Genomic DNA, 19,945 nt, shown 5'->3' with positions numbered 1-19,945 from the left:
TCCCTGCCGCATCACTGAAAGGACAGACCATGCGACCACACGGCACCCGTGACCGCGCCCCCCTCCCGTCCGAGCCGCACACCGAGGATGTCCAGGTCCTTGATGGTGCGCGGCCCGCCCGGGCCGGCCGCGTCCAGCACCGGGTATTCGGCGACGGTGAAGTAGCCGTTAACCCGCAGGTACGCCTGCACCAGCTCGACCGCCGTATCCACTTCGCGCGCCGTCCTTCTTCTGTGGCGCGGGTCAGGCGGCGTGCGTGTAACGGGCGGGGTCTGCGTCGAACAGCGGCCCGCACTCGGCGCAGCAGAACCAGTACCGGCTGCGCTGGTAATCGCGGAACAGGCCGCGCTGCTCCGCCCAGGCCGGGTCGACCTGATTGCCGGGCATCACCGGGCAGGTCACCAGGTTCGTCGCCCCCTCCGGCGGCTCATGATGGTGATGCTCGTGCGCACCGTGCTCGTGCGCGTGCGTGTGGTCGTGCCCGGAGTGGTCGTGGTCGTGGGACATGACATTTCTCCTTCTCAGGGGGATGGGTTAGGCCCGGACGGGCGCGGGCTCCCGGGCGGCGGCACGGGTCGGGGTGGGGAGCGGGCGGAAGCGGCGCAGTCGGAGGCTGTTGGTGACGACGAAGACGCTGCTGAACGCCATCGCTGCGGCGGCGAGGATGGGGTTCAGCAGGGCGAGCATCGCGACCGGGATCGCGGCGACGTTGTACGCGAACGCCCAGAACAGGTTCCCCTTGATCGTCCCGAGGGTGCGCCGGGCCAGCCGGATCGCGTCCGGCACGAGCACGAGGTCGCCGGAGACGATGGTCAGGTCAGCGGCGGTGATGGCCGCGTCGGTGCCGGTGCCCATCGCGATCCCGAGGTCTGCTGCAGCGAGGGCTGCGGCGTCGTTCACCCCGTCGCCGACCATCGCGACCACCCGGTCCGCGGTCTGCAGGTCGCGGATGGTGTCGAGCTTGCCCTGCGGGGTAACCCCGGCACGGACGTCCTCGATCCCGGCCTGGTCGGCGATCGCCCGTGCGGCGCCGGGGTTGTCGCCGGTGAGCAGGATCGGGGTCAAACCGAGCTCCCGGAGCCGGGCGACCGCCTCACGGCTGGTGGGTTTAATGGTGTCGGCGACGCTCATCGCTCCACGCACCTGCCCGTCCCACACCACCACCGTCACCGTCGCCCCCGCTGCCTCGTCCGCCGCGATGGTGCCGGCGAGGCCAGTGGGGATCGGGAGGGACCACTGGCTGGTGATCCAGGAGGCGCGGCCGGCGGCGACCATGCGGCCCTCGACGATGCCCTGCACGCCCTGCCCGGCCTCGGCTTGGAACGACTCCACTGCCGCGAGCGGGCCGGTGGCGGCAGCGGTGATGGCGCGGCCGATGGGGTGCTCCGAGCCGTGCTCGAGCGCTGCAGCGACCCGCAACAGCTCCGCCTGGTCGGTGCCGGGGGTGGGGTGGATGTGGGTGACGGTCATGGTGCCGGTGGTGATGGTGCCGGTCTTGTCCAACACGACCGTGTCGATGCGGCGGGTCTGCTCCAGCACCTGGGGTCCGCGGATCAGGATGCCCAGCTGCGCGCCACGCCCCGTGCCCACCAGCAGCGCCGTCGGAGTCGCCAACCCGAGCGCGCACGGACACGCAATGATCAGCGTCGTCACCGCGGCGGTGAACGCGACCTCCGGCCCTGCGCCGACCAGCAGCCACACAGCGAACGCGGCCACCGCGAGGACGATCACGATGGGCACGAAGATGGCGGAGACCCGGTCGGCGAGGCGCTGCACCTGCGCCTTCCCGGTCTGCGCCTCCTCCACCAACCTGCCCATCCGCGCCAGCTCCGTGTCCGCGCCGACCCGGGTGAGCTCCACCAGCAGCCGGCCCCCGGTGTTCACGGTGGCGCCGACCACTCGCGAGCCTGGGCCGACCTCCACCGGGACGGATTCGCCTGTCAGCATCGATTCGTCCACCGCGGACACACCCTCGGTGACGTGGCCGTCGGCGGGGACCTTCTCCCCCGGCCGCACCACGACGATGTCGCCGGGGGCGAGCTGAGCGACGGGGATGCGCTGCTCGGTGCCGTTGCGGAGGACGACGGCGTCTTTCGCGCCGAGCTCCAGCAGGGCTCGGAGGGCTTCCCCGGATTGCCGCTTCGCACGGACCTCGAGGTAGCGGCCGAGGAGGATGAACACCGTCACCAGCGCGGCGACCTCCAGATACACCTCGTGGCCTCCGGCCTGCGGGGTGCCGACGAAGGTGACGCTCATCTGCATGCCCGGCATCCCGGCCCCGCCGAAGAACAGGGCGTACAGCGACCAGCCGAATGCGGCCAGCACACCCACGCTGATCAGCGTGTCCATCGTCGCCGCCCCGTGACGGGCGTTGATCGCCGCGGCACGGTGGAACGGCCACGCCCCCCACACCACCACCGGTGCCGCCAGGGTCAGGGTCAGCCACTGCCAGTAGGTGAACTGCAGCGCCGGGATCATCGACAGCACCGCGACCGGCGACGCCAGGATCGTCGAGACGATCAGCCGCTGCCGCAACGACACCAACTCCGCATCCTGCGGCGCGGTCTTCTCGTCGGGGGTGTGGACGGGCGGGGCGGGGACGGATGCCCCGTACCCGGCCTGCTCGACCGCCGCGATCAGCTCCTCCACCTCAACCGGCGAGTCGGCGTGCACGCGGACCTTCTCGGTGGCGAAGTTGACCGTCGCCGCCACCCCGGGCAGCTTGTTCAGCTTCCGTTCTACCCGGGTCGCGCACGACGCGCAGGTCATCCCGCTGATGTCTAGATCGACATCCGTGGTCGTGGTCATGACGCTGAGGCGAGGTTGTAGCCGGCCTCCTCCACCGCCGCCCGCACCCGTTCCACATCCACCGGCGCGGCGCTGGACACGGTGACCGTGGACACGCCGCCGGCGTGCAGGTCGACGGCGACGTCGGAGACGCCGTCGATCGCGGAGACCTCCTCGGTGACGCTGCGAACGCAGTGCGAGCAGGTCATCCCCTCCACCAGGAACTGCGCCGACACGGTGTCACCCGTCACCGGGACAGCGGTGGTGTAGGTGGCTGCGGTGCCGTCGGAGGTGGGGCTGCAACACGCGCACCCCGCGCCGGTGCTCGTCGCCTGCAGTCCGAGGTCCTGGAATCCCTGTCCGGTCATGATGTGCTCCCTTCAAGAGCGTTGAACGATGTGAGTGGGGACGACGTTAGGAGCGCACCAGCCGGGCGATCGCAGCGTTCGCCTCGCGCAGCTTCTCCTCCGCGACCGGGCCGCCGTCGGCGGTCGCCTGCGCCACGCAATGCGCGAGGTGGTCCTCCAGCAGCGACAGCGCGACCGACTCCAGCGCCTTCGTCGCCGCCGACACCTGGGTCAGCACGTCGATGCAGTACACGTCCTCGTCGATCATCCGCGCGATCCCGCGCACCTGACCCTCCGCACGGCTCAGCCGCGCCAGCAGCGCCGGCTTGTTGTCCACATACCCGTGTGCCATCTCGCACCTCCACCTTCAATTTACCATACCCTGTAGGGGTACAGGGTGTAGGGTGAGGTCATGACCGGTATCTAGGAGCCGCGGCCCGCACAGACCACCCGTTGGCCCGTCGTGACGGGCGGTCCCAGCTCGGGCAAGACCACCACGGTCAACCTGCTGCGCGATCGCGGGGACGCAACGACGATCGAGCACGCCCGCCACTGCAGCGACCTGCAGCGGATCACCGGACGCAGCACCGCGGAGGTGCGTGCCCGGCAGGGCGAGTTCCATTGCGCCGTCGTCGACGTGCAGATCGCGCAGGAGCGCGCCGCCCGACCGCAGCAGGCCGTGTTCCTGGATCGCGCCCTCCCTGATTCGCTCGCCTACCACCGGTTTCTGGGCCTGGAGCCCGACTTGGCTCTGCTTGACGCGCTGACGGGTGTCCGGTAGCGACGGCTTTTCCTGCTAGACCTGCTCCCTTTGGAGTCCGACTGCGCGCGCACCGAGGATCCGGCCGCGCAGCAGCGCATCCACGACCTGCTCGGGCAGGCCTACTGGGAGGTGTGGTCCACGTCGTCACCGTTCCCGCGATCGCTCCTGACACGCGGGTGAATCTCATTATTGAGTGCACGTTGGCCGGCTCGCCCCGTCAGCACCGGGTACGACCGCAGCGCGAAGAGCGCACGAGCGGACTCGTGGTCGAAGCGACATCGACGAGGCGCACCGCGTGAAAGTTCCGGGCTGCGCGCGGGCATGTCTGCTCTGAGATAGACTCGCATCTATGGATCAGATGGTGGAGGGTCCCGCGCTGACGGTGCTTGCCGACCCCACGCGCGCACGGATCGTGCAGCTGATCCGCGACGCCGAGGACGGGCGGGCGCTGGTGGGGCGGCTCGCCGACGAGCTCGGCCTGCGCCAGCCCACTGTCAGCCATCACATGAGCGCTCTGCACGCGGAGGGGATCGTGGTGCGCGAACCCGAGGGGCGCCGGGTCTGGTACTCGATCAACCCCGACCACGAGGACCGCGTCACCGCCCTGCTCGGCGGCTCGGCCCCGGGGGGCGATCCCGACCTCGAGCGGGTGGTCGACGACCTCGCCGCCCGCTACCGCGGCACGCTCGGCCGCGAGACCGTGCAGCAGTACGTCCACGACTCCTACCGGCTGCTGTCGGCCAGGGAGCACACCCCGCTGCTCGCGTCCCGCACCGCGGCGTTCGCGGCTGCGCGACTCGACGACTTCGGCCGCGATGCAGGGAACACGGAGACGGTCGTGCCCACGGTGCTGTTCGTCTGCGTGCAGAACGCCGGCCGGTCACAACTCGCGGCCGGCATCCTCCGCCACCTGGCGGGCGATCGCGTGACTGTCCGCACCGCAGGCTCCGCGCCGGCCGATGACGTGCGCTCGTCGATCGTGTCCGCCCTCGACGAGATCGGCGTCCCGCTCGGCGGCGAGTTCCCCAAGCCTCTCACCGACGACGTCGTGCAGGCGGCGGACTACATCATCACGATGGGCTGCGGCGACGCCTGCCCGGTCTACCCCGGACGGCGCTACCTGGATTGGGATCTCGAAGACCCGGTCGGCAAGCCGCCGGCGACGGTGCGCCGCATCCGCGACGACATCGACCGGCGCGTGCGCGAGCTCCTCCCCGAGCTTGTCCCCGTCATCCCTGTCGCCAATCAATAGATTTCGGTCTATTCTTTCCTCAAGAGGAAGCGAGACCCCATGAACGACAAGCCCACCGTCCTGTTCGTCTGCGTGCACAACGCCGGCCGGTCCCAGATGGCTGCCGGCTATCTCCGATCCCTCGCCGGCGACCGGATCGAGGTGCTCTCGGCCGGGTCGGCGCCGAAGGATCAGATCAACCCCGTCGCGGTGGCTGCGATGGCCGAGGAGGGCATCGACATCGCCGGGAACACCCCGAAGATCCTCACCGTTGACGCCGTCAGAGAGTCCGACGTCGTAATCACGATGGGCTGCGGCGATGCCTGCCCGATCTTCCCCGGCAAGCGGTACGAGGACTGGGAGCTCGACGACCCGGCCGGTCAGGGCATCGAGGCCGTCCGCCCCATCCGCGACGACATCCGCGGCCGCGTCGAGACGCTGATCGACGAGCTCCTGCCTGCCAGGAGGACGGCATGAACGAGCACCGCGGCCAGGAGGCGCTGCTGTTCCCCGACTCCGTGCTGCACCGTGCCTCCGAGCGCCTCGCCCACAACTTCGCCGGCATGGTCAGCGAGGAGACCGTCGAGCGGGTGGTGTTCGAGTCCTACGCGGCCCTGGCGCGCACCGCGAGCGTCTCGACGCACCTGGCGAGCCTGGCGGAGAAGTTCGCCCGCGACCGGCTCACCGCTCTGGCGCAGTCCCGCGGCCTGATCGCCAAGCGGGTGCCGGAGATCCTCTACGTCTGCGTGCAGAACTCCGGCCGCTCCCAGATGGCCGCCGCGATCACCCGGCACCTGGGCGGCGACCGCGTCCACGTCCGCTCCGCCGGCTCCCAGCCCGCCGCAGGGCTGCTGCCTTCCGTGCTGACGGTCCTCGAGGAGGAGGGCATCACGGTCGGCGACGAGTTCCCCAAGCCGCTCACCGACGACGTCGTGCGCGCCGCGGATGCCGTGGTCACGATGGGCTGCGGCGACGCCTGCCCGCTGTACCCCGGCAAGCGGTATCTGGACTGGCAGCTGGGCGACCCGGCCGACCTGGATCTCGACGGCGTCCGCGCGGTGCGCGACGAGATCCGCGAGCACGTCGAACAGCTGCTCACAGAGCTCACTCCCGATCTGATAGCAGCCGGGACGTGAGCGCACCCGCACCCGCCCGCACCGAAACGCGGGCGACGATCGGCGCGCTCGCCCGCCGGGCCGGGGCGGAATTGCTGGGCACGGGGCTGCTGGTGACGGTCGTGGTCGGCTCCGGGATCGCCGCGCAACGGCTCTCGGCGGATGCCGGCCTGCAGCTGCTCGAGAACTCCATCGCCACCGCCTTCGGCCTCGGCGTGCTGATCCTGCTGCTCGGCCCCGTCTCCGGTGCGCACTTCAACCCCGCGGTGTCCCTCGCCGACGCCCTCCTCGGGCGCCGCACCCGCTCGGGGCTCTCGCTTCCACTGCTCGCCCTCTACATCCTCGCGCAGATCCTCGGCGGCATCGGCGGCGCGGTCCTCGCCAACGCCATGTTCGCCGTCCCGACCGCGATCTCCACGACCGACCGGGCCACTCCTGCGACGGTGCTGGCCGAGGTCGTCGCGACCGCAGGCCTGGTGCTGCTGATCATCGGCCTGGCTCGCACCGGCCGCTCCGTCCCGGTCGTCGCGGCCGCGGTCGGCGCCTACATCGGCGCCGCGTACTGGTTCACGAGCTCGACGTCGTTCGCCAACCCCGCCGTCACGATCGGCCGGGTCTTCACCGACACGTTCGCCGGCATCGCCCCCGGCTCCGTGCTGCCGTTCCTGGGCGCCCAGCTTGTCGGCGCCGCCGCCGGCATCGCCCTCGCCGTCCTGCTCTTCCCCCACGCCGCAGAGACCGGCGACCTGGTCGCCGAGCCCGTTCTGACCGAGACGAAAGAGACCTCCTGATGACCCATATCGCCGTGATCGGCGGCAGCGACGCGGGGATCTCCGCCGCGCTGCGCGCCCGCGAGCTCGACCCCACCGCCGACGTCACCGTGATCGTCGCGGACGCCTACCCGAACTACTCCATCTGCGGCATCCCGTACTACTTCACCGGGGAAGTCGCCCCGTGGCAGTCCCTCGCGCACCGCACCCACGCCGACCTGGAAGCGACCGGCATGTCGCTGCGGCTGGACACCCTCGCCACCGGCATCGACGTCGCCGGCCGGCGACTGACCGTCCGCGACCGGCTCGGCACCGAGGACGTGATCGGCTACGACGAGCTCATCGTCGGCACCGGCGCCCTGCCCTCCCACGCCGGGATCGCGGGCCTTGACCGGCTCGGCCCGGACGACGGCGTCCACGTCATCCACTCGATGGGCGACACCTTCGCGCTCGACGAGCACCTGACCGGCCGCGACCCGCAGACCGCGATCATCATCGGAGCCGGCTACGTCGGCCTCGAGATGGCCGAAGCGTTCGCCGCGCGCGGCATCCAGGTCACCCAGCTGCAGCGCGGCCCCGAAGTGCTCTCCACCCTCGACCCCGAACTTGCCGGCCTGGTCCGCGCCGAGCTCGAGGACCACGACGTGCTCGTCTACACCGACACCACCGTCCACGCCGTCGAGAAGACCACGGACGGGCTCACCGTCCACGCCACCCGAGACGGCGAGCCGGTCACCCACACCGCCGACCTCGTCCTCGCCGTCGTCGGCGTCCGCCCCAACACCACCCTCCTCGAGTCCGCCGGGGCCACCCTCGGCGCCGGACGCGCGGTCGTCGTCGACGAGCAGATGCGCACCGGCCTCCCACACGTCTTCGCCGCCAGCGACGGCGTCATCACCCACCACCGACTCCTCGGCGCCACCTACCTGCCGCTGGGCACCACCGCCCACAAGCAGGGCCGCATCGCCGGGGAGAACGCCCTGGGCGGTGACGCCCGGTTCGCAGGGTCGGTCGGCACCCAGGTCGTGAAGGTCTTCGAGCTCGTCGCGGCCCGCACCGGACTCCGCGACCAGGACGCCGCAGCCGCCGGGTTCTCCCCGTCGACGGTCGGGTCGGTCGCAGACGACCACAAGCGCTACTATCCCGGCGCGCAGCCGATCAGCATCCGTATCACCGGCGACACCACCACCGGGCGACTCCTCGGTGCCCAGCTGGTCGGGCGGCTCGGCACCGAGACCGCCAAGCGCGTCGACACCTACGCCACCGCCCTGCACGCCGGGCTGACCGTCGAGCAGGTCTCCGACCTCGACCTCTCCTACACGCCCCCGCTCGGCTCCCCGTGGGACGCCATCCAGGCCGCGACCCAGGCCTGGTCGCGCGCGCACGCGCTCACCCCCGCGGGAGTCCCGTCATGACCGCCCCCACGGTGCTGTTCCTCTGCCAGCACAACGCCGGCCGCTCCCAGCTCGGCGCGCACCTTCTCGCCCACGCCGCGCCCGAACGGTTCACCGCAACCAGCGCCGGGATCACCCCGGCTCAGCAGATCAACCCGGTGGTCGCTGAGGCCCTCGCCGAGCTCGGCATCGACACCACCACCGCTCATCCTCGCGCCGTCACCGTCGAGGATCTCGCGGCCGCGGACATCGTCGTCACCATGAAGCCCGGACTCGCCCTGCCTGGCCCGGTGCCAGGCGAACTGATCGAGTGGGAGTTTCCCGACCCCGCCAACTGGGGCATCGACGGAGTCCGAGACCTCCGCGACCGTGTCCAAGCCAGCGTTCGCCGACTCTCGCAGGAGGCACGCAACTGACATCGCCGCTCCGTTGGCGGAAGTATCCGCCGACACCCCCGGATGCCTTGGTCATCGATCACCGCCGAGTGCGGATCACCGCAGTGACTGTGCCTCGGCAGCATCGAGTCGAACTCGGCCGCGATCTATCGTCACCGGAGCCCGGACCGGAGTGCAGATCGGAATCCCTCAGGATCGACGTTGGCCTCCCACCCGTGTGGAGCATCTGCCGTCTGGACAAGCGTCACGTTCGAGCGAGTGGAGAACGCGCGGGTGAGTTCGAACGGAATCTCTTCGTCCCGTTTCGAATGGATAACGACCGTCGGGATGTCAGTCGTGACGTTCCGACTCCAGTCAAGCCGGTCGAAGTCGAGCGGAACTGGCATCCGGGCCAGTCGACTCGCGACGCGTGAGCCGAGCGCCCAAGTCACGACGGAAGCAACGAAACCCGGGAGTCCAGCGCGTTTCACACCCTGCCGGATGATCTCTCGCCAGTTGGTCGCAGGAGCGATCAGAGCAAGTCGATCGAACGCCATGGGGTCGTGGCGAAGAAGTTCCAGCGCGAGCCCCGCGCCCATCGACCACGCAATTACGTACACGGCGGTAGCTCCGTGAGCTCGGGCGTACGCGATGGCGTCGGCCAGGTCCGTCCACTCGCGCTGCCCGAGTGTCGACGCGGATGCCTTCGGCCCATCTCCAGCGCCTCGGTAGGTGATCACCAGCGACGTCAGGCCGACGGTCTGCGCCACCTCGACCGAGCGCAGTGTCACGAGTCTCGACGTTCGAATCCCCTGAACGTGGATCACCCAAGGCCCATCGAGGGCAGTGCGTCGGAAGAGCCACGCCGGGGCTGATGCGCCGTCGCGAAGAGGTACCGCCACGTCCTCCCAGTCGGGGTCGATTTCCGCAGGACCGCTCATGGTGTGTCCGGTCCACTGCGCTTCGAAGGGCTCCGTGCTGATCGGTGCAGTCGTCTTGAGCACACGACGGATGACGCGGTGTTCGTCCGACGACACCACGGGCCCAATCAACGCGTGGTGCTCAAAACGTTCTCCGAACCAGAGGCCGTAGCTCCCGTCAACAGCCGTGAGGTCGCTCTGCGGCAACTCGAGATCGTCGCCGACGCGACGAGCGGTCACAGTCTTGCGTCGCGGCTCGACGCCGACAATGCGACGTGCCAGCAGCCAGATCACTCCTGTGGCAGCCGCTAGCAGCACGACGAAGACCGCGGCCAAAGTGCCGATTGTCTTCAAGGTGCCCTCACCGTCCCCGCAACGCTTGACATCCGGACTACTGCTGGCGCCCGCATCTGTCGATCGAGCATTTCAGTTGCAGCGCGAAGAAGGACTCGTTCGCGCTTCGTCAACTCTTGGCTGTTGGCAATGTCCGTCAGGCGAACCGCCAGCCGGTATGTCTCGTGCACGGGGTCCTCGTCGGGAATGGGCTTCACAATCATCCCGCGATCGAGGCTCGCCTTCGCGAGGAGCCGTCCAAGGGTCGCGTTCATCGATCTTCTGCCGGCTCGGGCGACGGCGAACACGATGATCCCGGCGCACACCAGGACGACACCCCCGTAGAACGGAATCGTGAACAGAGCCCCGACTGTTTCGACGGGCTGCGTGCGCCCCAGGCCGGCGACGCGCAGGGTGAGGTAGACGATCTCGATGAGGCTCGCCCCAAGGATTCCCCAGGCGCCGATGCGGATGAGGATGTACGGCCGAGGCGTGCGCCCGTGGATGCCGCGAAGCATCCGGGTCATGATCAAGACGACGCATCCCATGTAGAGCGATGCGTATGCCCATAGGCCGAGCTGATCCGCGGTCTCCTTTATGAAGTCGTCCGTCGTCGATCCACGATCGGCGATCAACAGAAATGGAATGGTGAAGGAGAGGAACATCGCGGGCAGCTCCCAAAGACTGCGCGGATTGAACCTGCTGCCATCGAGCGTGAGCGCCGCCTGCATGACGAACCAGAATGCGGTCGTCGCGAGGATGTTCTGGACGAGGTTTGCGACGTTCGTTCCGCCGAGCCAGCCGTCGATGATCGGCAACGGAACGACGACTCCGACCATGAAGACTGCTGCGAGCCCGGTGATCGTGGCGATCCAGGTCAGTCGACTCGATGGCTCGCGGATCGCGGACGGCAACCGGATGAGGGTGAGAAGCAGCAGTGCGAGGAATGCAACTGCTTCGATACTGAGCACCATCAGCCGAACACCGCCTCGTCATGGCCGTGGCGAGGTCGAAGCAGCAGCCGCGACAGGAGTTGCGACAGCTTCTCCGCCTCGGCTTCGATCACGAGTTCAGTGTCGGCGAAGTCCAGGTCGACCTCGAAGTCCGGAGTGACGATGCCGCGCGCGAGCACGGTCTGACCTGCGCGCACATGACGAGATCCCGGATGCTTGACGGGCAGAGTCGCGCACCCGGCGTGCTCGAACAGAACATGCGACAGCTCGTGCAGCACCGTGTGGAACTGGTACCAGCGAGGGTCGGACTTCCGCACGAGGATCTTGGCCGAATCGGCTGTCAGTAGCACCAGCCCGGTGATGTTCTCCCAGTCCCGATCGCCGACCGGCTCGATGTCAATTCGTCGACCGGTCGCTGCCGCGACCTGCCTCACGATGTCTTGCAGTTCTACGTCGGCTGGGAGATGGAGGCGCTCGAGCTGCGCCTCGGCGCGGGCGCGCAACTCTTCATGATGTCGAGATGCGCGATAGCTCATGACGCCCGACCTCCGATCACGACCTCGGCACAGCGATCGCTCGAATGCTCTCCACTGTACGCCGATGCGCAGTAGAGGTCAGGTGAATGCGCTAACGCGCAGAGATCGACCTGAGGGTCTGCGCAATGGCCCGCAATGCGGCGGGCGAGATCTCGCCGACCGCGCGCGCTGACACCGAGTCCGCGCCCGACGCCTTCAGCGCCTCGCGGAACTCGAAGTTCGCTTCCGCTGCTTCTACTGCGGCAGCGTCAGCCAGGTCGAGCAGGTACGCCGTAGGAACCCCGGCATACGCCCCGACGCCTTCAAGCACCCTCACACGAATAGGTGTGCTGGAGTCACCCGCGAGCAGGCTAGACCACTCTTCGCGATCCAGCGCGACTCCACGTTCGGCGAGCTCACTGACAAGACCGTCGATATCGAATGCGGATCCGTCCAGGCGAGGCGCGCGAGATACCGCGGTTAGCCGGCGACCCAGTTCCTTGGCGTCCGTGTCGACGATCGGCTCGATCTCGCGAGCGTCGCCGATAGATGCTGCCACACGCGAGATCTCGTGTGGGTGAGTCCCCAGTGCCTGCGCGAGCTTCTCGATGTCGTTCGCATCAAGGGGTGCGGCACCCCGCAGTCGCCCGTAGAAGTATGTGGCCGAAATCCCCGCCCGGTCGATCAGTTCCTGGTTCGTCATCCCGGCGGCATCTCGAAGCGTCGACACTGCGCGCACGAGATCCATTGACCATGCGCCAGCCTCACCCTGGGAACCTCTACCCACGACAGCAGGGTATCGCTATACGCATTCCGCACCCGTTGCTACCTAATTCAGCACACGAGGCGTATGGTGCACCTATGTACGCATACCCCCGATGTCCACTCCCCCGCCTGCCGCCGACGCGACGGTGAGTTGACGCGTACCTCCCACACGAAGCCGCCAAAGCCGGCTGAGACGGAGGAGGCGCCCTTACCATGACTCGCAAGGACCTCACTGAGGCGAAGCTTGAACGGCTACACGCGCAACTCGCGGAAGCCGTGGCCACGCTAGTGACGGGCGGCGACTGGGTTCGGGCTCTCGAGTTCGCTGCTCGATTCCGCGCTCGTTCGTTCAACAACACGATGCTGATCTGGCTGCAGCACCTGACAGCATTCGAGCAGGGGCGGGTAACGGAACCGGCGCCGACGCACGTCGCAGGGTTTCGGCAGTGGCTTGCTCTCGGGAGGTCGGTCGACCGCGGCCAGACCGGCTACATGATCTTCGCGCCGATCCTCGCGCGGTTCGCCTCGCCCACCCCGCAGGTTGCGGAGTCGTGGCGTCGTCTCGCACCCCGCGAGTCTGCCAGGCCCAACGACGTCGTACGTTCACGGCTTGTTGGCGTGCGGCCCACATACGTGTGGGATGCCTCGCAGACGAGCGGCGCGCCGATCCCGCACCGGCCGACTCCGAAGTTGCTCGCGGGAGACGCCCCGGAAGGCCTCTGGGATGGGCTGGCGTCCTTGGTGCGCAGTCATGGGTACTCGCTGCGCACTGTTGCGAGCGGTCACGAACTCGGCGGAGCCAACGGCATGACTGATTACCTCACCCGGAGCGTCGCCGTACGGGCCGACATGGATCCGGCCGCGCGCACGAAGACGCTCGCTCACGAACTGGCCCACGTCATGCTGCACGGCCCCGACAACCCGGATGCCGTGCTCCATCGCGGGATCGGCGAGGTCGAAGCGGAGTCCGTCGCATTGATGATCGGAGCAGCCCGCGGTCTCGACACTGCGGGATACACCATCCCCTACGTGGCGACATGGGCGACGTCCGTCGATGGAAAGACGCCTGTGGAAGTCGTGCAAGCAACGGGTGAGCGCGTGCGGGCGACAGCGGTCGCGATCCTGGAAGCACTGCCGACAGTGCAGGTCGGGTCGGGCGACCCGCCCGGTCTGACAAGAGCGACGCAGCACGGTGCCCACCTGCCGACCGCCGCGGGTCGGGCTGAACATTTCGGCCGTGCCCGCTTCGCGAACGATCGGCACGCCTCCGACCGCCCGACAGCCTCGATCCGGGATCTCTGATGGATACCGTCGCGCTGTTCGCCGGAGTGATCGGCCTCTCACCGCGCGAGGGAGCGGAGAGGCTCTCTGCAGCCGGAGTACCGATCTTCCCCTGCAAGCCCGCAGAGAAGCGCCCGCTCACCGAGCACGGGTTCCATGACGCCACCTCTGACAGCGACCAGGTCGCCCGATGGTGGGCGCGGTGGCCCCAGGCGAACATCGGCATGCCGACCGGACGGGCTTCCGGTATCGAAGTCGTCGACATAGACGTGCACGGTCGGGTGCGGGGGTTCGCCGCGTTCGAGCTCGCGCGGCGGGAGGGTCTCGTCGACCGCTGGCAGGCGCTGGTCAAGACGGCGTCCGGTGGGATGCATGCCTATTACCCCGCGGAACCCGACCGTGTTCAGCCGTCGTGGCAGGCCGCCTGTGCCGGCATCGACTTCCGCGGCGAGGGCGCCTACGTCATCGTGCCGCCGTCGCAGGTGCTGTTCGAAGGCAACAGGTCGACATATGAGCTGATCGGTGCCGGACGTGGGGATGCCGCCCCTATCGACGGCGCCGCACTTCGACAGTTCCTGGACCCGCGGCCGACGCCAGCCATCCGGGCACCTGCGGGGGCCGAACGCGAGGTCGACGTCGAACGAATCGCGTCCTGGCTGGCTACTCGTGGAGAGGGCGAGCGGAACCGTGCCCTGTACTGGGCCGCCTGCCGGCTCGCGGAGAACGGGATCACCGATCAGAACGCGCGCCACGCGCTCGGGCCGGCAGCCGAACGCGCGGGGCTGCACCAGGCCGAGATCGTGGCGACGATCCGCTCCGCGTACCGAACGGTGGTGGGGCAGGTGGCGCCCTTTCGCATCCGCGCGGGAAGCACAGGTTCCCGCGCGCTCAACGGGGAGATAGCCCTATGATCCCCGGCACCACGGACCTGCGATCGGCGCGGTCTGCGGTGTGGACGGCCATCATCGGCACAGTCTTCATCGCCGCCGGCGCGTTCTGGTTGTCCTTCACTTCTCTCGCGGATCTCGCACGCCGCTCCGGGATCGCACCGACGCAAGCCTGGGCGTGGCCGCTCATCGTGGACGGGATCATCGTCGTCGGAACCGTCGCCGTCGTCGCGCTCGCCGGGCAACGGGGTGCGTGGTATCCGTGGATGCTGCTGGTGGCCGGTGCCGCAGTGTCGGTCACCGCGAACTCGATCCACGCGATCGTCGCAGCCGATGCCGATGTGCCACCCGTGCTCGCCGCATCCGTCGCCGCAGTCCCTCCGCTGGTGCTGCTCGCGATCACGCACCTCACCGTTGTCCTCACTCAGCGATTCCGTTTTGACGTGTCCTCCACAGGTGAGGCGGCACGAGACCTTTCCACGGAAATCATGCAGCTCCGCCCGCCGATGGACGTTTCGGAGCAGGGTGCCCGCAAGGACATCGCCGTGGTGATGCGTCAGCGCGGGATGTCGAACAAGGAGATCGCGAGTGCCACCGGAGTGCACCCGTCGACAGTCGGCCGATGGTTCGCGGGGACGATCCGCACACCTGAGGTTCAGAAGGGAGCCACGCCATGAACGAATACGAACACGTCGAACACCCCCACGCGCCGCTTGGTGTGGATACCGCAGAGAGAGAACTCGTCAACAAGCGGGCCTCCGACGAAGTCTCAGAGCTGGCGCGGCACGGCGATCCGTCACTCGCGAAGCAGCCGCTCGTGCTGAACGGGAGCGAACGAGTTCGCAGCGAAGTCGTGTGGATGCGGCCCACGGAACTCGTTCCCGCCGTCACCGGGCGGGTGGCGGGTCAGGGCATCGACCTCGAATCCTCCCTCGCTCGCAGAATGCGCTCGCTTCCCACTCAGGGAGTTGCGAGCACTCGCCGCGCGATCCGCGAACGGGCTCTTCACCTCCCGCCAGCGGAGGCATTCGGCAACAGTCGCACGGTCCATCGCGCCGTCCGCCGCTCGGGAATCGGTCGATAGCGAGGTTGCCATGTCACCCCAGACTTCCCAGCCGGCCGTCGACGCAACTGAGCGCCCGCCGCTTACAGCGGTCGCTTCCGAGCCGGCGGAGGCGCCAGCCGCCTTTGAAAGCTCGGAAGGTCTGCGCGACCTGCTGACTCGCCTCGCCGACCAAGATCACGGCGCGTGGCGCCGCGACGCAGAAGCGGCAGCACTCATGCGGCACGTCGTCCGGCGGTACGCGAAGCTCGCCCGCAAGCACGGGCTCGATCCCTGGGACGCAGCCGCGGCCGCCTTCGATGCGATGCGCTCGGCCGCGGTGCGCAATGCCGAAGATCCCTGGGCAGTGGTCACCAGAGCGGTGCAAGTGACGCTGATCGCCGAAGAACGTGCGAACGGCCTGCTGTGCTCGGTGTACCAGGCGCGCAGGCCAGAGTTCTCGTCGTTCCACGACCCCGAGCGATTTAGCGACCGAGAGAACCCCTTGAGTGACTACCACCCGGCGCTTCGGGTGGATCCCGCCGGAGACTCCGCGGCTGACGGGACCACATCCGACGGTGTCGGCATCACTGAGGCGGTCGAGAACGCGATCGCGTTCATGGCACTCCTCGGCTGGCCGCGCACGCCCGCCCGCACCGCCATGGAGTACATCTGCGCCCGGCTCAGCGAAGTTCCCTCCCGCGCGACCGCGTGGGAGTCCCTGCGCCGCGACGTCCACGGACGAACACTCCTCGACCTGTCGTCAGCATCGTGGAACGGGCTGCTGCGCGCCGTCCTCGGCAACCCGGAACCAGAGGTCGCACGGACCACAGCGGGCCGCGGCATCCTGCTCCGGCTACTGATCGGCGAACCGCTGCGTTCCCTTCTGACAGACGACGACCTCGTCCTCGCGGTCAGTCTCACCGCCCCTAACGAGCGATCGAGGCGGTGACCATGGGAACAAGCGTCGGCCACATCGAGCTCGAACGATCGATCGAGTCGATCATCGTCGGGAGGCGTCACCGCAGCGAGTACGGCGATATCGATGAGCTCGCCCAGTCGATCACCCGTGACGGGCTGCTGCAGCCGATCACGGTGACACCCGAAGGCGTGCTGGTGTGCGGCGCACGACGGCTCGAAGCCCTGAAGCGGCTGGGCGAGAAGACGATCAAAGTGTGGGTGCGAGCCGGGATCTCGGATCGCCTCGCAGAACTGCTGGCTGAGCAGGCTGAGAACGTCCTGCACAAGCCGCTCACGCCGACCGAGGCCGCGGCGCTGTACACCGAGTTGAAGACCTACATCACCGACGACGCGGCTCGCCGCCAGGTCGCGACGCGCTTCGGTGGTCCGGATCCGCAGGGCGGAAAGGGCGGTGGTGCCACCGTGGCACCACCGCAGTTCAAGCCCGGCAAGACCCGCACGCAAGCCGCGCAGATGGTCACGGGCCGCGCGTCGTACACGACGCTGGAACGCATCGCCGAACTGCAACGCTTTGTCGCCAACCCGGTCGCCGACCCCGTGCTCAAGGAGAGGGCCGCCGAGGAGCTGCGACTCATCGACCAGGGCGGAAGCGTCACTGCGGCCCACGCACGGATCCGTGAGTTCATAGATCCCGAGCCGCCACAGCAGTTCGAGGACTTCGAGGCACCGGACGACTTCGAACCTCCCGACGAACTCGAGCAATTGGCGAACGCGGCACTTGCACGGGTTAGGGAAGCCAAGCGCGGTCGCCGAGCGAACCGCGCTCGTGCTGCGTCCGCGCATGTCTTCCCCGTCCGGGCCTTCGTGCGGGTGTGGGAGGACCTCGATCAGTGGTGGACCCACTTCGACGTCGATGCTGTGGCGACCGGACTGACTGACGAGCAGCTGGAGCGGTTCGAATCGACGCTCACCGCGACGGTGGAGTTCTTCGCGGCGCTACGGAGGGCACGCGCCCAGCTCACACAAGAGATCGCCTCATGACCGCAACTGATCGCCCCCGAAAGCGTCTCGTCGTGCTCGTCTCGATCGGGTTCGCTGTTCTGGCCGCCCTCGTCGGTGTCGGCCTGTACGGACTCGTGCTGGCACCGGCACCCACCACGCCGGCGACCGCCGGTGATCCGACGCCTTCTTCCCCCTCGACCAGCGTTGCGGGTCCGACATCCCCGAGCGCCACACTTCCCCCCATCCGATCGACGACGAATGCCGAGTCCTTCGCACGCGATGCCGCTCGCGCTCTCATCGACTGGGACACTGCGACCGACTTCACCCCGGCCGACCACGCGCAGGTCGTCGTCGATGCCGGGGATCCTTCGGGTACGGAGACCGCGGGACTTGCTGCCGACGTTCGCAGCTACCTGCCGACCGCGGCGGCCTGGTCGACCCTGCGCACCTACAGCACCCGGCAGTGGCTCACCATCGATGAGGTCTTCGTCCCGGCATCCTGGACCGAGGCAGAAGCTCAAGCGGCACCAGGGCAGCTGCTTCCGGGGACGATCGCGTACACGGTCAAGGGAACGCGAAACCGCGCCGGCGTCGTGGGAACACAGCCGCAAGAGTCGTCGCGACCGATCACGTTCACGCTCTTCATCGCGTGCGAGCCGAGCTTCGACGTGTGCCGCCTGCTTCGGCTCTCTGAGGTGGACCACCCGCTCCCTTGACGGGGCATGAGCATGAAGAAGCTCCTGATCCTTCTCGGTATCGCCGTGCTTGCGTTGCCGCTCGCTGGCCTGATCGCGGTTCCGCTCGTCTTCTCGACTGCGGCTTTGGCAACGTGTCAGGCCGGTGGCGGGCTGGTCGTGACAGGCGTCCCGGAGAGACTCACCGCGGTGCGCAGCGACGGCGTATCGGTGACGCTGGGCCACACGCAGCTCACGCATGCCGCGACGATCATTACAACAGGCAGCGGCATCGAGGGCGTTGGACGGCAGGGCGTGCTCATTGCGTTGATGGCCGCGCTCACCGAGTCGACCCTGCGGATGCTGGCGAATGCCGCCCACCCGGCATCCCTCGACCTGCCCCACGACGGCGTCGGGGGCGACCACGACTCACTCGGCCTGTTCCAGATGCGGCCGACCTCGGGCTGGGGCAGCGTCGACCAGCTAATGGATCCGAAGTACCAGGCGCGCGCGTTCTTCGGCGGCGAAACCGGACCCAACTTCCCCTCACCCGCCGGGCTCCTCGACATTGCGGGCTGGCAGTCCGCAGATCCCGGTGCAGCGGCGCAGGCCGTCGAACGCTCGGCGTTCCCTGACCGATACCAGCGTTACCAGCCCGTCGCCGAGGCGATCATCTCGGCGCTGACCCGACCGCCCGCATCGTCGAACACGGGAAGCACACCGCTCGATTCGGTGCCGGAGACCACCCGAGTCGTGTTCCCCTTGCCAAGTGACACGTGGGTGCGGGCGAGTGGTTTCGGTACGCGCACCGACCCGGTGACCGGCCTGCAGGCGTTCCATGCGGGCACCGACTACGCGGCAGCCGACCGCACGCCGATCCTGGCGATCGCGGACGGGGTGGTCACGTGGGCCGGCCCGAACGGCGGGTACGGAAACCTGATCCTCATCGAACACACGGTCGGCGGCGAACGGGTCGCGTCGGCATACGCCCACATGTGGGCAACCGGCATCCACGTGTCAGTCGGCGAACGTGTCACTGCGGGCGAGCACATCGGCGACGTCGGATCATCCGGCAAATCCACGGGGTCGCACCTGCACTTCGAGATCCGCCCGGGCGGCTCATTCAAGTCATCAATCGACTCCAACACGTGGCTCGCCCAGCACGGCGCCGAAGGCCTGGATGCCGCCACTTCTGGCCTTGCGGTGTGCGCGTGAGGTGATTGGAATGGACATCTTCCCTGACTTGGGAGCAGTGGGCGGTGCGGGTGAGCTCCGCGCCATCGTCGGCGCGCTCCTCATGTACGTTCTCGTGTTCGCGGTGCTCGCGATCCTCGTCTGTGCCGTCACCTGGGCGGTAGCGTCGGCGAGCGGGAACTACCAGTCGTCCCAGCGAGCCCGCGCGGGGCTGTTCGTTGCCATCGGCGCGGCAGTGCTCGCCGGCGCGGGTGTCGGGTGGATGAACTTCCTCCTCGGGGTCGGCCAACAACTCTGAGCCGAGCACGCGCGTGAAAGCGGGATCGCTCGACCGCGGGGATGCCGCACGCACCTTGTACGCAAGTTCTTTCTGCGCAGACAAGGAGCACCGTCATGATCGACATCGACCCCAACGCGTCGGGACTTCCCGGCATCGAGCAACTCCGCGTGATCGTCGGCGCAGTGATGACCGTCGGGCTCATCCTCGCGGTCCTCGCCCTTATCATCGCCGCCGTTGCGTGGGGGTACGGAGCGAACTCCTCGAACCCGCACCTCGCATCTCGCGGCAAGCTCGGCGTTCTCGTGGCGTGCGGCGCGGCCATCATCTGCGGCGCGTCGGTCACGCTCGTGAACTTCTTCTGGGGCGTCGGCCAGTCCGTCTGAGCAGGGCGCGACCG

27 protein-coding genes are annotated in these 19,945 nt (G+C 68.5%); 18 read left to right on the top strand and 9 right to left on the bottom strand.

The annotated features are described in order from the left end of the window. Nucleotides 1–11: 11 nt before the first annotated feature. From AC1Q49_RS07915 to AC1Q49_RS07895, 5 genes are read right to left on the bottom strand one after another with little or no spacing between them, the layout of a single operon-like run. Nucleotides 12–212 carry a hypothetical protein gene (locus AC1Q49_RS07915; RefSeq protein ID WP_492491458.1) on the bottom strand — a complete coding sequence of 67 codons (201 nt, stop codon included), beginning with the start codon at nt 210–212 and terminating at the stop codon, nt 12–14. 31 nt (nt 213–243) lie between these two features. After that, a complete protein-coding gene (locus AC1Q49_RS07910) occupies nt 244–507 on the bottom strand; it encodes a hypothetical protein (RefSeq protein WP_060960654.1) in 264 nt (87 codons plus the stop codon). Between the two features lie 27 nt (nt 508–534). Beyond that, entirely contained in the window at nt 535–2,808 is a 2,274-nt protein-coding gene (locus AC1Q49_RS07905) for a heavy metal translocating P-type ATPase (RefSeq protein ID WP_060960655.1), read from the bottom strand. Next, the gene (locus AC1Q49_RS07900) at nt 2,805–3,155 is read right to left on the bottom strand and encodes a heavy-metal-associated domain-containing protein (protein ID WP_060960656.1); all 351 of its coding nucleotides are present in this window, start codon (nt 3,153–3,155) and stop codon (nt 2,805–2,807) included. The genes AC1Q49_RS07905 and AC1Q49_RS07900 overlap by 4 nt, the downstream gene beginning before the upstream one ends. A gap of 46 nt (nt 3,156–3,201) precedes the next feature. Next, nucleotides 3,202–3,486 (bottom strand): metal-sensitive transcriptional regulator, encoded by a 285-nt coding sequence (locus tag AC1Q49_RS07895; protein ID WP_492491454.1) that lies wholly within the window; start codon nt 3,484–3,486, stop codon nt 3,202–3,204. Between the two features lie 111 nt (nt 3,487–3,597). Between AC1Q49_RS07895 and AC1Q49_RS07890 the strand changes: the two genes are divergently transcribed. From AC1Q49_RS07890 to AC1Q49_RS07855, 8 genes are all read left to right on the top strand, one after another. Further along, nucleotides 3,598–3,915 carry an ATP/GTP-binding protein gene (locus tag AC1Q49_RS07890; RefSeq protein ID WP_060960658.1) on the top strand — a complete coding sequence of 106 codons (318 nt, stop codon included), beginning with the start codon at nt 3,598–3,600 and terminating at the stop codon, nt 3,913–3,915. A gap of 30 nt (nt 3,916–3,945) precedes the next feature. Continuing rightward, nucleotides 3,946–4,077 carry a hypothetical protein gene (locus AC1Q49_RS07885; RefSeq protein WP_492491452.1) on the top strand — a complete coding sequence of 44 codons (132 nt, stop codon included), beginning with the start codon at nt 3,946–3,948 and terminating at the stop codon, nt 4,075–4,077. Nucleotides 4,078–4,246: 169 nt separating this feature from the next. After that, entirely contained in the window at nt 4,247–5,149 is a 903-nt protein-coding gene (locus AC1Q49_RS07880; protein WP_231735173.1) for a metalloregulator ArsR/SmtB family transcription factor, read from the top strand. Nucleotides 5,150–5,188: 39 nt separating this feature from the next. Beyond that, entirely contained in the window at nt 5,189–5,605 is a 417-nt protein-coding gene (locus AC1Q49_RS07875) for an arsenate reductase ArsC (RefSeq protein ID WP_060960659.1), read from the top strand. Next, nucleotides 5,602–6,264, top strand: a complete 663-nt coding sequence (locus AC1Q49_RS07870; RefSeq protein ID WP_492491449.1) for an arsenate reductase ArsC — start codon at nt 5,602–5,604, stop codon at nt 6,262–6,264. The genes AC1Q49_RS07875 and AC1Q49_RS07870 overlap by 4 nt, the downstream gene beginning before the upstream one ends. Continuing rightward, a complete protein-coding gene (locus tag AC1Q49_RS07865) occupies nt 6,261–7,034 on the top strand; it encodes an aquaporin (protein ID WP_060960661.1) in 774 nt (257 codons plus the stop codon). Before AC1Q49_RS07870 ends, AC1Q49_RS07865 begins: the two co-directional genes overlap by 4 nt. Further along, the gene (locus AC1Q49_RS07860) at nt 7,034–8,428 is read left to right on the top strand and encodes an FAD-dependent oxidoreductase (protein ID WP_492491446.1); all 1,395 of its coding nucleotides are present in this window, start codon (nt 7,034–7,036) and stop codon (nt 8,426–8,428) included. The genes AC1Q49_RS07865 and AC1Q49_RS07860 overlap by 1 nt, the downstream gene beginning before the upstream one ends. After that, complete coding sequence (locus tag AC1Q49_RS07855) at nt 8,425–8,823, top strand: arsenate-mycothiol transferase ArsC (protein ID WP_060960663.1); 399 nt, start codon at nt 8,425–8,427, stop codon at nt 8,821–8,823. Before AC1Q49_RS07860 ends, AC1Q49_RS07855 begins: the two co-directional genes overlap by 4 nt. A 131-nt stretch (nt 8,824–8,954) precedes the next feature. Here AC1Q49_RS07855 and AC1Q49_RS07850 read toward each other — a convergent pair whose 3' ends face one another. From AC1Q49_RS07850 to AC1Q49_RS07835, 4 genes are all read right to left on the bottom strand, one after another. Further along, a complete protein-coding gene (locus tag AC1Q49_RS07850) occupies nt 8,955–10,037 on the bottom strand; it encodes an alpha/beta hydrolase family protein (RefSeq protein WP_375992763.1) in 1,083 nt (360 codons plus the stop codon). A 14-nt stretch (nt 10,038–10,051) separates the two neighbouring features. Further along, a complete protein-coding gene (locus tag AC1Q49_RS07845; protein ID WP_375992766.1) occupies nt 10,052–11,008 on the bottom strand; it encodes a hypothetical protein in 957 nt (318 codons plus the stop codon). Beyond that, nucleotides 11,008–11,523, bottom strand: coding sequence for a hypothetical protein (locus AC1Q49_RS07840; protein ID WP_157553807.1), 516 nt, complete (start codon nt 11,521–11,523; stop codon nt 11,008–11,010). Before AC1Q49_RS07840 ends, AC1Q49_RS07845 begins: the two co-directional genes overlap by 1 nt. A gap of 91 nt (nt 11,524–11,614) precedes the next feature. Beyond that, nucleotides 11,615–12,250, bottom strand: a complete 636-nt coding sequence (locus AC1Q49_RS07835) for a helix-turn-helix domain-containing protein (protein ID WP_492491443.1) — start codon at nt 12,248–12,250, stop codon at nt 11,615–11,617. Between the two features lie 230 nt (nt 12,251–12,480). On the opposite strand from AC1Q49_RS07835, the gene AC1Q49_RS07830 reads away from it, so the two are divergent. The 10 genes from AC1Q49_RS07830 to AC1Q49_RS07785 all read left to right on the top strand — a co-directional run bounded on the left by AC1Q49_RS07830 (nt 12,481) and on the right by AC1Q49_RS07785 (nt 19,931). Beyond that, nucleotides 12,481–13,569, top strand: coding sequence for an ArdC-like ssDNA-binding domain-containing protein (locus tag AC1Q49_RS07830; protein ID WP_492491442.1), 1,089 nt, complete (start codon nt 12,481–12,483; stop codon nt 13,567–13,569). Then, nucleotides 13,569–14,459, top strand: coding sequence for a bifunctional DNA primase/polymerase (locus AC1Q49_RS07825; RefSeq protein ID WP_492491440.1), 891 nt, complete (start codon nt 13,569–13,571; stop codon nt 14,457–14,459). Before AC1Q49_RS07830 ends, AC1Q49_RS07825 begins: the two co-directional genes overlap by 1 nt. Beyond that, the gene (locus tag AC1Q49_RS07820) at nt 14,456–15,112 is read left to right on the top strand and encodes a DUF2637 domain-containing protein (RefSeq protein WP_060960670.1); all 657 of its coding nucleotides are present in this window, start codon (nt 14,456–14,458) and stop codon (nt 15,110–15,112) included. The genes AC1Q49_RS07825 and AC1Q49_RS07820 overlap by 4 nt, the downstream gene beginning before the upstream one ends. Continuing rightward, a complete protein-coding gene (locus AC1Q49_RS07815; RefSeq protein ID WP_157553806.1) occupies nt 15,109–15,519 on the top strand; it encodes a hypothetical protein in 411 nt (136 codons plus the stop codon). The genes AC1Q49_RS07820 and AC1Q49_RS07815 overlap by 4 nt, the downstream gene beginning before the upstream one ends. A 10-nt stretch (nt 15,520–15,529) precedes the next feature. Then, a complete protein-coding gene (locus AC1Q49_RS07810; RefSeq protein WP_231735174.1) occupies nt 15,530–16,429 on the top strand; it encodes a hypothetical protein in 900 nt (299 codons plus the stop codon). Between the two features lie 2 nt (nt 16,430–16,431). Next, a complete protein-coding gene (locus tag AC1Q49_RS07805) occupies nt 16,432–17,439 on the top strand; it encodes a ParB/RepB/Spo0J family partition protein (protein ID WP_060960671.1) in 1,008 nt (335 codons plus the stop codon). Continuing rightward, on the top strand, nt 17,436–18,116 hold the full coding sequence (locus AC1Q49_RS07800; protein ID WP_231735175.1) for a hypothetical protein: 681 nt from the start codon (nt 17,436–17,438) through the stop codon (nt 18,114–18,116). Before AC1Q49_RS07805 ends, AC1Q49_RS07800 begins: the two co-directional genes overlap by 4 nt. Nucleotides 18,117–18,128: 12 nt before the next feature. After that, complete coding sequence (locus AC1Q49_RS07795) at nt 18,129–19,289, top strand: M23 family metallopeptidase (protein WP_060960712.1); 1,161 nt, start codon at nt 18,129–18,131, stop codon at nt 19,287–19,289. A gap of 10 nt (nt 19,290–19,299) precedes the next feature. Beyond that, on the top strand, nt 19,300–19,566 hold the full coding sequence (locus AC1Q49_RS07790) for a DUF6112 family protein (RefSeq protein WP_492491436.1): 267 nt from the start codon (nt 19,300–19,302) through the stop codon (nt 19,564–19,566). A 95-nt stretch (nt 19,567–19,661) separates the two neighbouring features. Then, on the top strand, nt 19,662–19,931 hold the full coding sequence (locus AC1Q49_RS07785) for a DUF6112 family protein (RefSeq protein WP_060960673.1): 270 nt from the start codon (nt 19,662–19,664) through the stop codon (nt 19,929–19,931). Nucleotides 19,932–19,945 lie beyond the last annotated feature (14 nt).

It is taken from the genome of Microbacterium sp. MPR-TSA4 (genome assembly GCF_058792815.1).
The sequence above is the reverse complement of the archived record's forward strand: the minus strand, read 5'-3'. Positions and strand labels throughout refer to the sequence as shown.

What these genes read in the sequence shown, in the direction of transcription:
- AC1Q49_RS07910 (WP_060960654.1), bottom strand. Translation starts at nt 507, where the DNA reads ATGTCCCACGACCACGACCACTCCGGGCACGACCACACGCACGCGCAC.
- AC1Q49_RS07905 (WP_060960655.1), bottom strand. Translation starts at nt 2,808, where the DNA reads ATGACCACGACCACGGATGTCGATCTAGACATCAGCGGGATGACCTGC.
- AC1Q49_RS07900 (WP_060960656.1), bottom strand. Translation starts at nt 3,155, where the DNA reads ATGACCGGACAGGGATTCCAGGACCTCGGACTGCAGGCGACGAGCACC.
- AC1Q49_RS07895 (WP_492491454.1), bottom strand. Translation starts at nt 3,486, where the DNA reads ATGGCACACGGGTATGTGGACAACAAGCCGGCGCTGCTGGCGCGGCTG.
- AC1Q49_RS07880 (WP_231735173.1), top strand. Translation starts at nt 4,247, where the DNA reads ATGGATCAGATGGTGGAGGGTCCCGCGCTGACGGTGCTTGCCGACCCC.
- AC1Q49_RS07875 (WP_060960659.1), top strand. Translation starts at nt 5,189, where the DNA reads ATGAACGACAAGCCCACCGTCCTGTTCGTCTGCGTGCACAACGCCGGC.
- AC1Q49_RS07870 (WP_492491449.1), top strand. Translation starts at nt 5,602, where the DNA reads ATGAACGAGCACCGCGGCCAGGAGGCGCTGCTGTTCCCCGACTCCGTG.
- AC1Q49_RS07860 (WP_492491446.1), top strand. Translation starts at nt 7,034, where the DNA reads ATGACCCATATCGCCGTGATCGGCGGCAGCGACGCGGGGATCTCCGCC.
- AC1Q49_RS07855 (WP_060960663.1), top strand. Translation starts at nt 8,425, where the DNA reads ATGACCGCCCCCACGGTGCTGTTCCTCTGCCAGCACAACGCCGGCCGC.
- AC1Q49_RS07845 (WP_375992766.1), bottom strand. Translation starts at nt 11,008, where the DNA reads ATGGTGCTCAGTATCGAAGCAGTTGCATTCCTCGCACTGCTGCTTCTC.
- AC1Q49_RS07840 (WP_157553807.1), bottom strand. Translation starts at nt 11,523, where the DNA reads ATGAGCTATCGCGCATCTCGACATCATGAAGAGTTGCGCGCCCGCGCC.
- AC1Q49_RS07835 (WP_492491443.1), bottom strand. Translation starts at nt 12,250, where the DNA reads ATGGATCTCGTGCGCGCAGTGTCGACGCTTCGAGATGCCGCCGGGATG.
- AC1Q49_RS07830 (WP_492491442.1), top strand. Translation starts at nt 12,481, where the DNA reads ATGACTCGCAAGGACCTCACTGAGGCGAAGCTTGAACGGCTACACGCG.
- AC1Q49_RS07825 (WP_492491440.1), top strand. Translation starts at nt 13,569, where the DNA reads ATGGATACCGTCGCGCTGTTCGCCGGAGTGATCGGCCTCTCACCGCGC.
- AC1Q49_RS07820 (WP_060960670.1), top strand. Translation starts at nt 14,456, where the DNA reads ATGATCCCCGGCACCACGGACCTGCGATCGGCGCGGTCTGCGGTGTGG.
- AC1Q49_RS07815 (WP_157553806.1), top strand. Translation starts at nt 15,109, where the DNA reads ATGAACGAATACGAACACGTCGAACACCCCCACGCGCCGCTTGGTGTG.
- AC1Q49_RS07810 (WP_231735174.1), top strand. Translation starts at nt 15,530, where the DNA reads ATGTCACCCCAGACTTCCCAGCCGGCCGTCGACGCAACTGAGCGCCCG.
- AC1Q49_RS07805 (WP_060960671.1), top strand. Translation starts at nt 16,432, where the DNA reads ATGGGAACAAGCGTCGGCCACATCGAGCTCGAACGATCGATCGAGTCG.
- AC1Q49_RS07800 (WP_231735175.1), top strand. Translation starts at nt 17,436, where the DNA reads ATGACCGCAACTGATCGCCCCCGAAAGCGTCTCGTCGTGCTCGTCTCG.
- AC1Q49_RS07795 (WP_060960712.1), top strand. Translation starts at nt 18,129, where the DNA reads ATGAAGAAGCTCCTGATCCTTCTCGGTATCGCCGTGCTTGCGTTGCCG.
- AC1Q49_RS07790 (WP_492491436.1), top strand. Translation starts at nt 19,300, where the DNA reads ATGGACATCTTCCCTGACTTGGGAGCAGTGGGCGGTGCGGGTGAGCTC.
- AC1Q49_RS07785 (WP_060960673.1), top strand. Translation starts at nt 19,662, where the DNA reads ATGATCGACATCGACCCCAACGCGTCGGGACTTCCCGGCATCGAGCAA.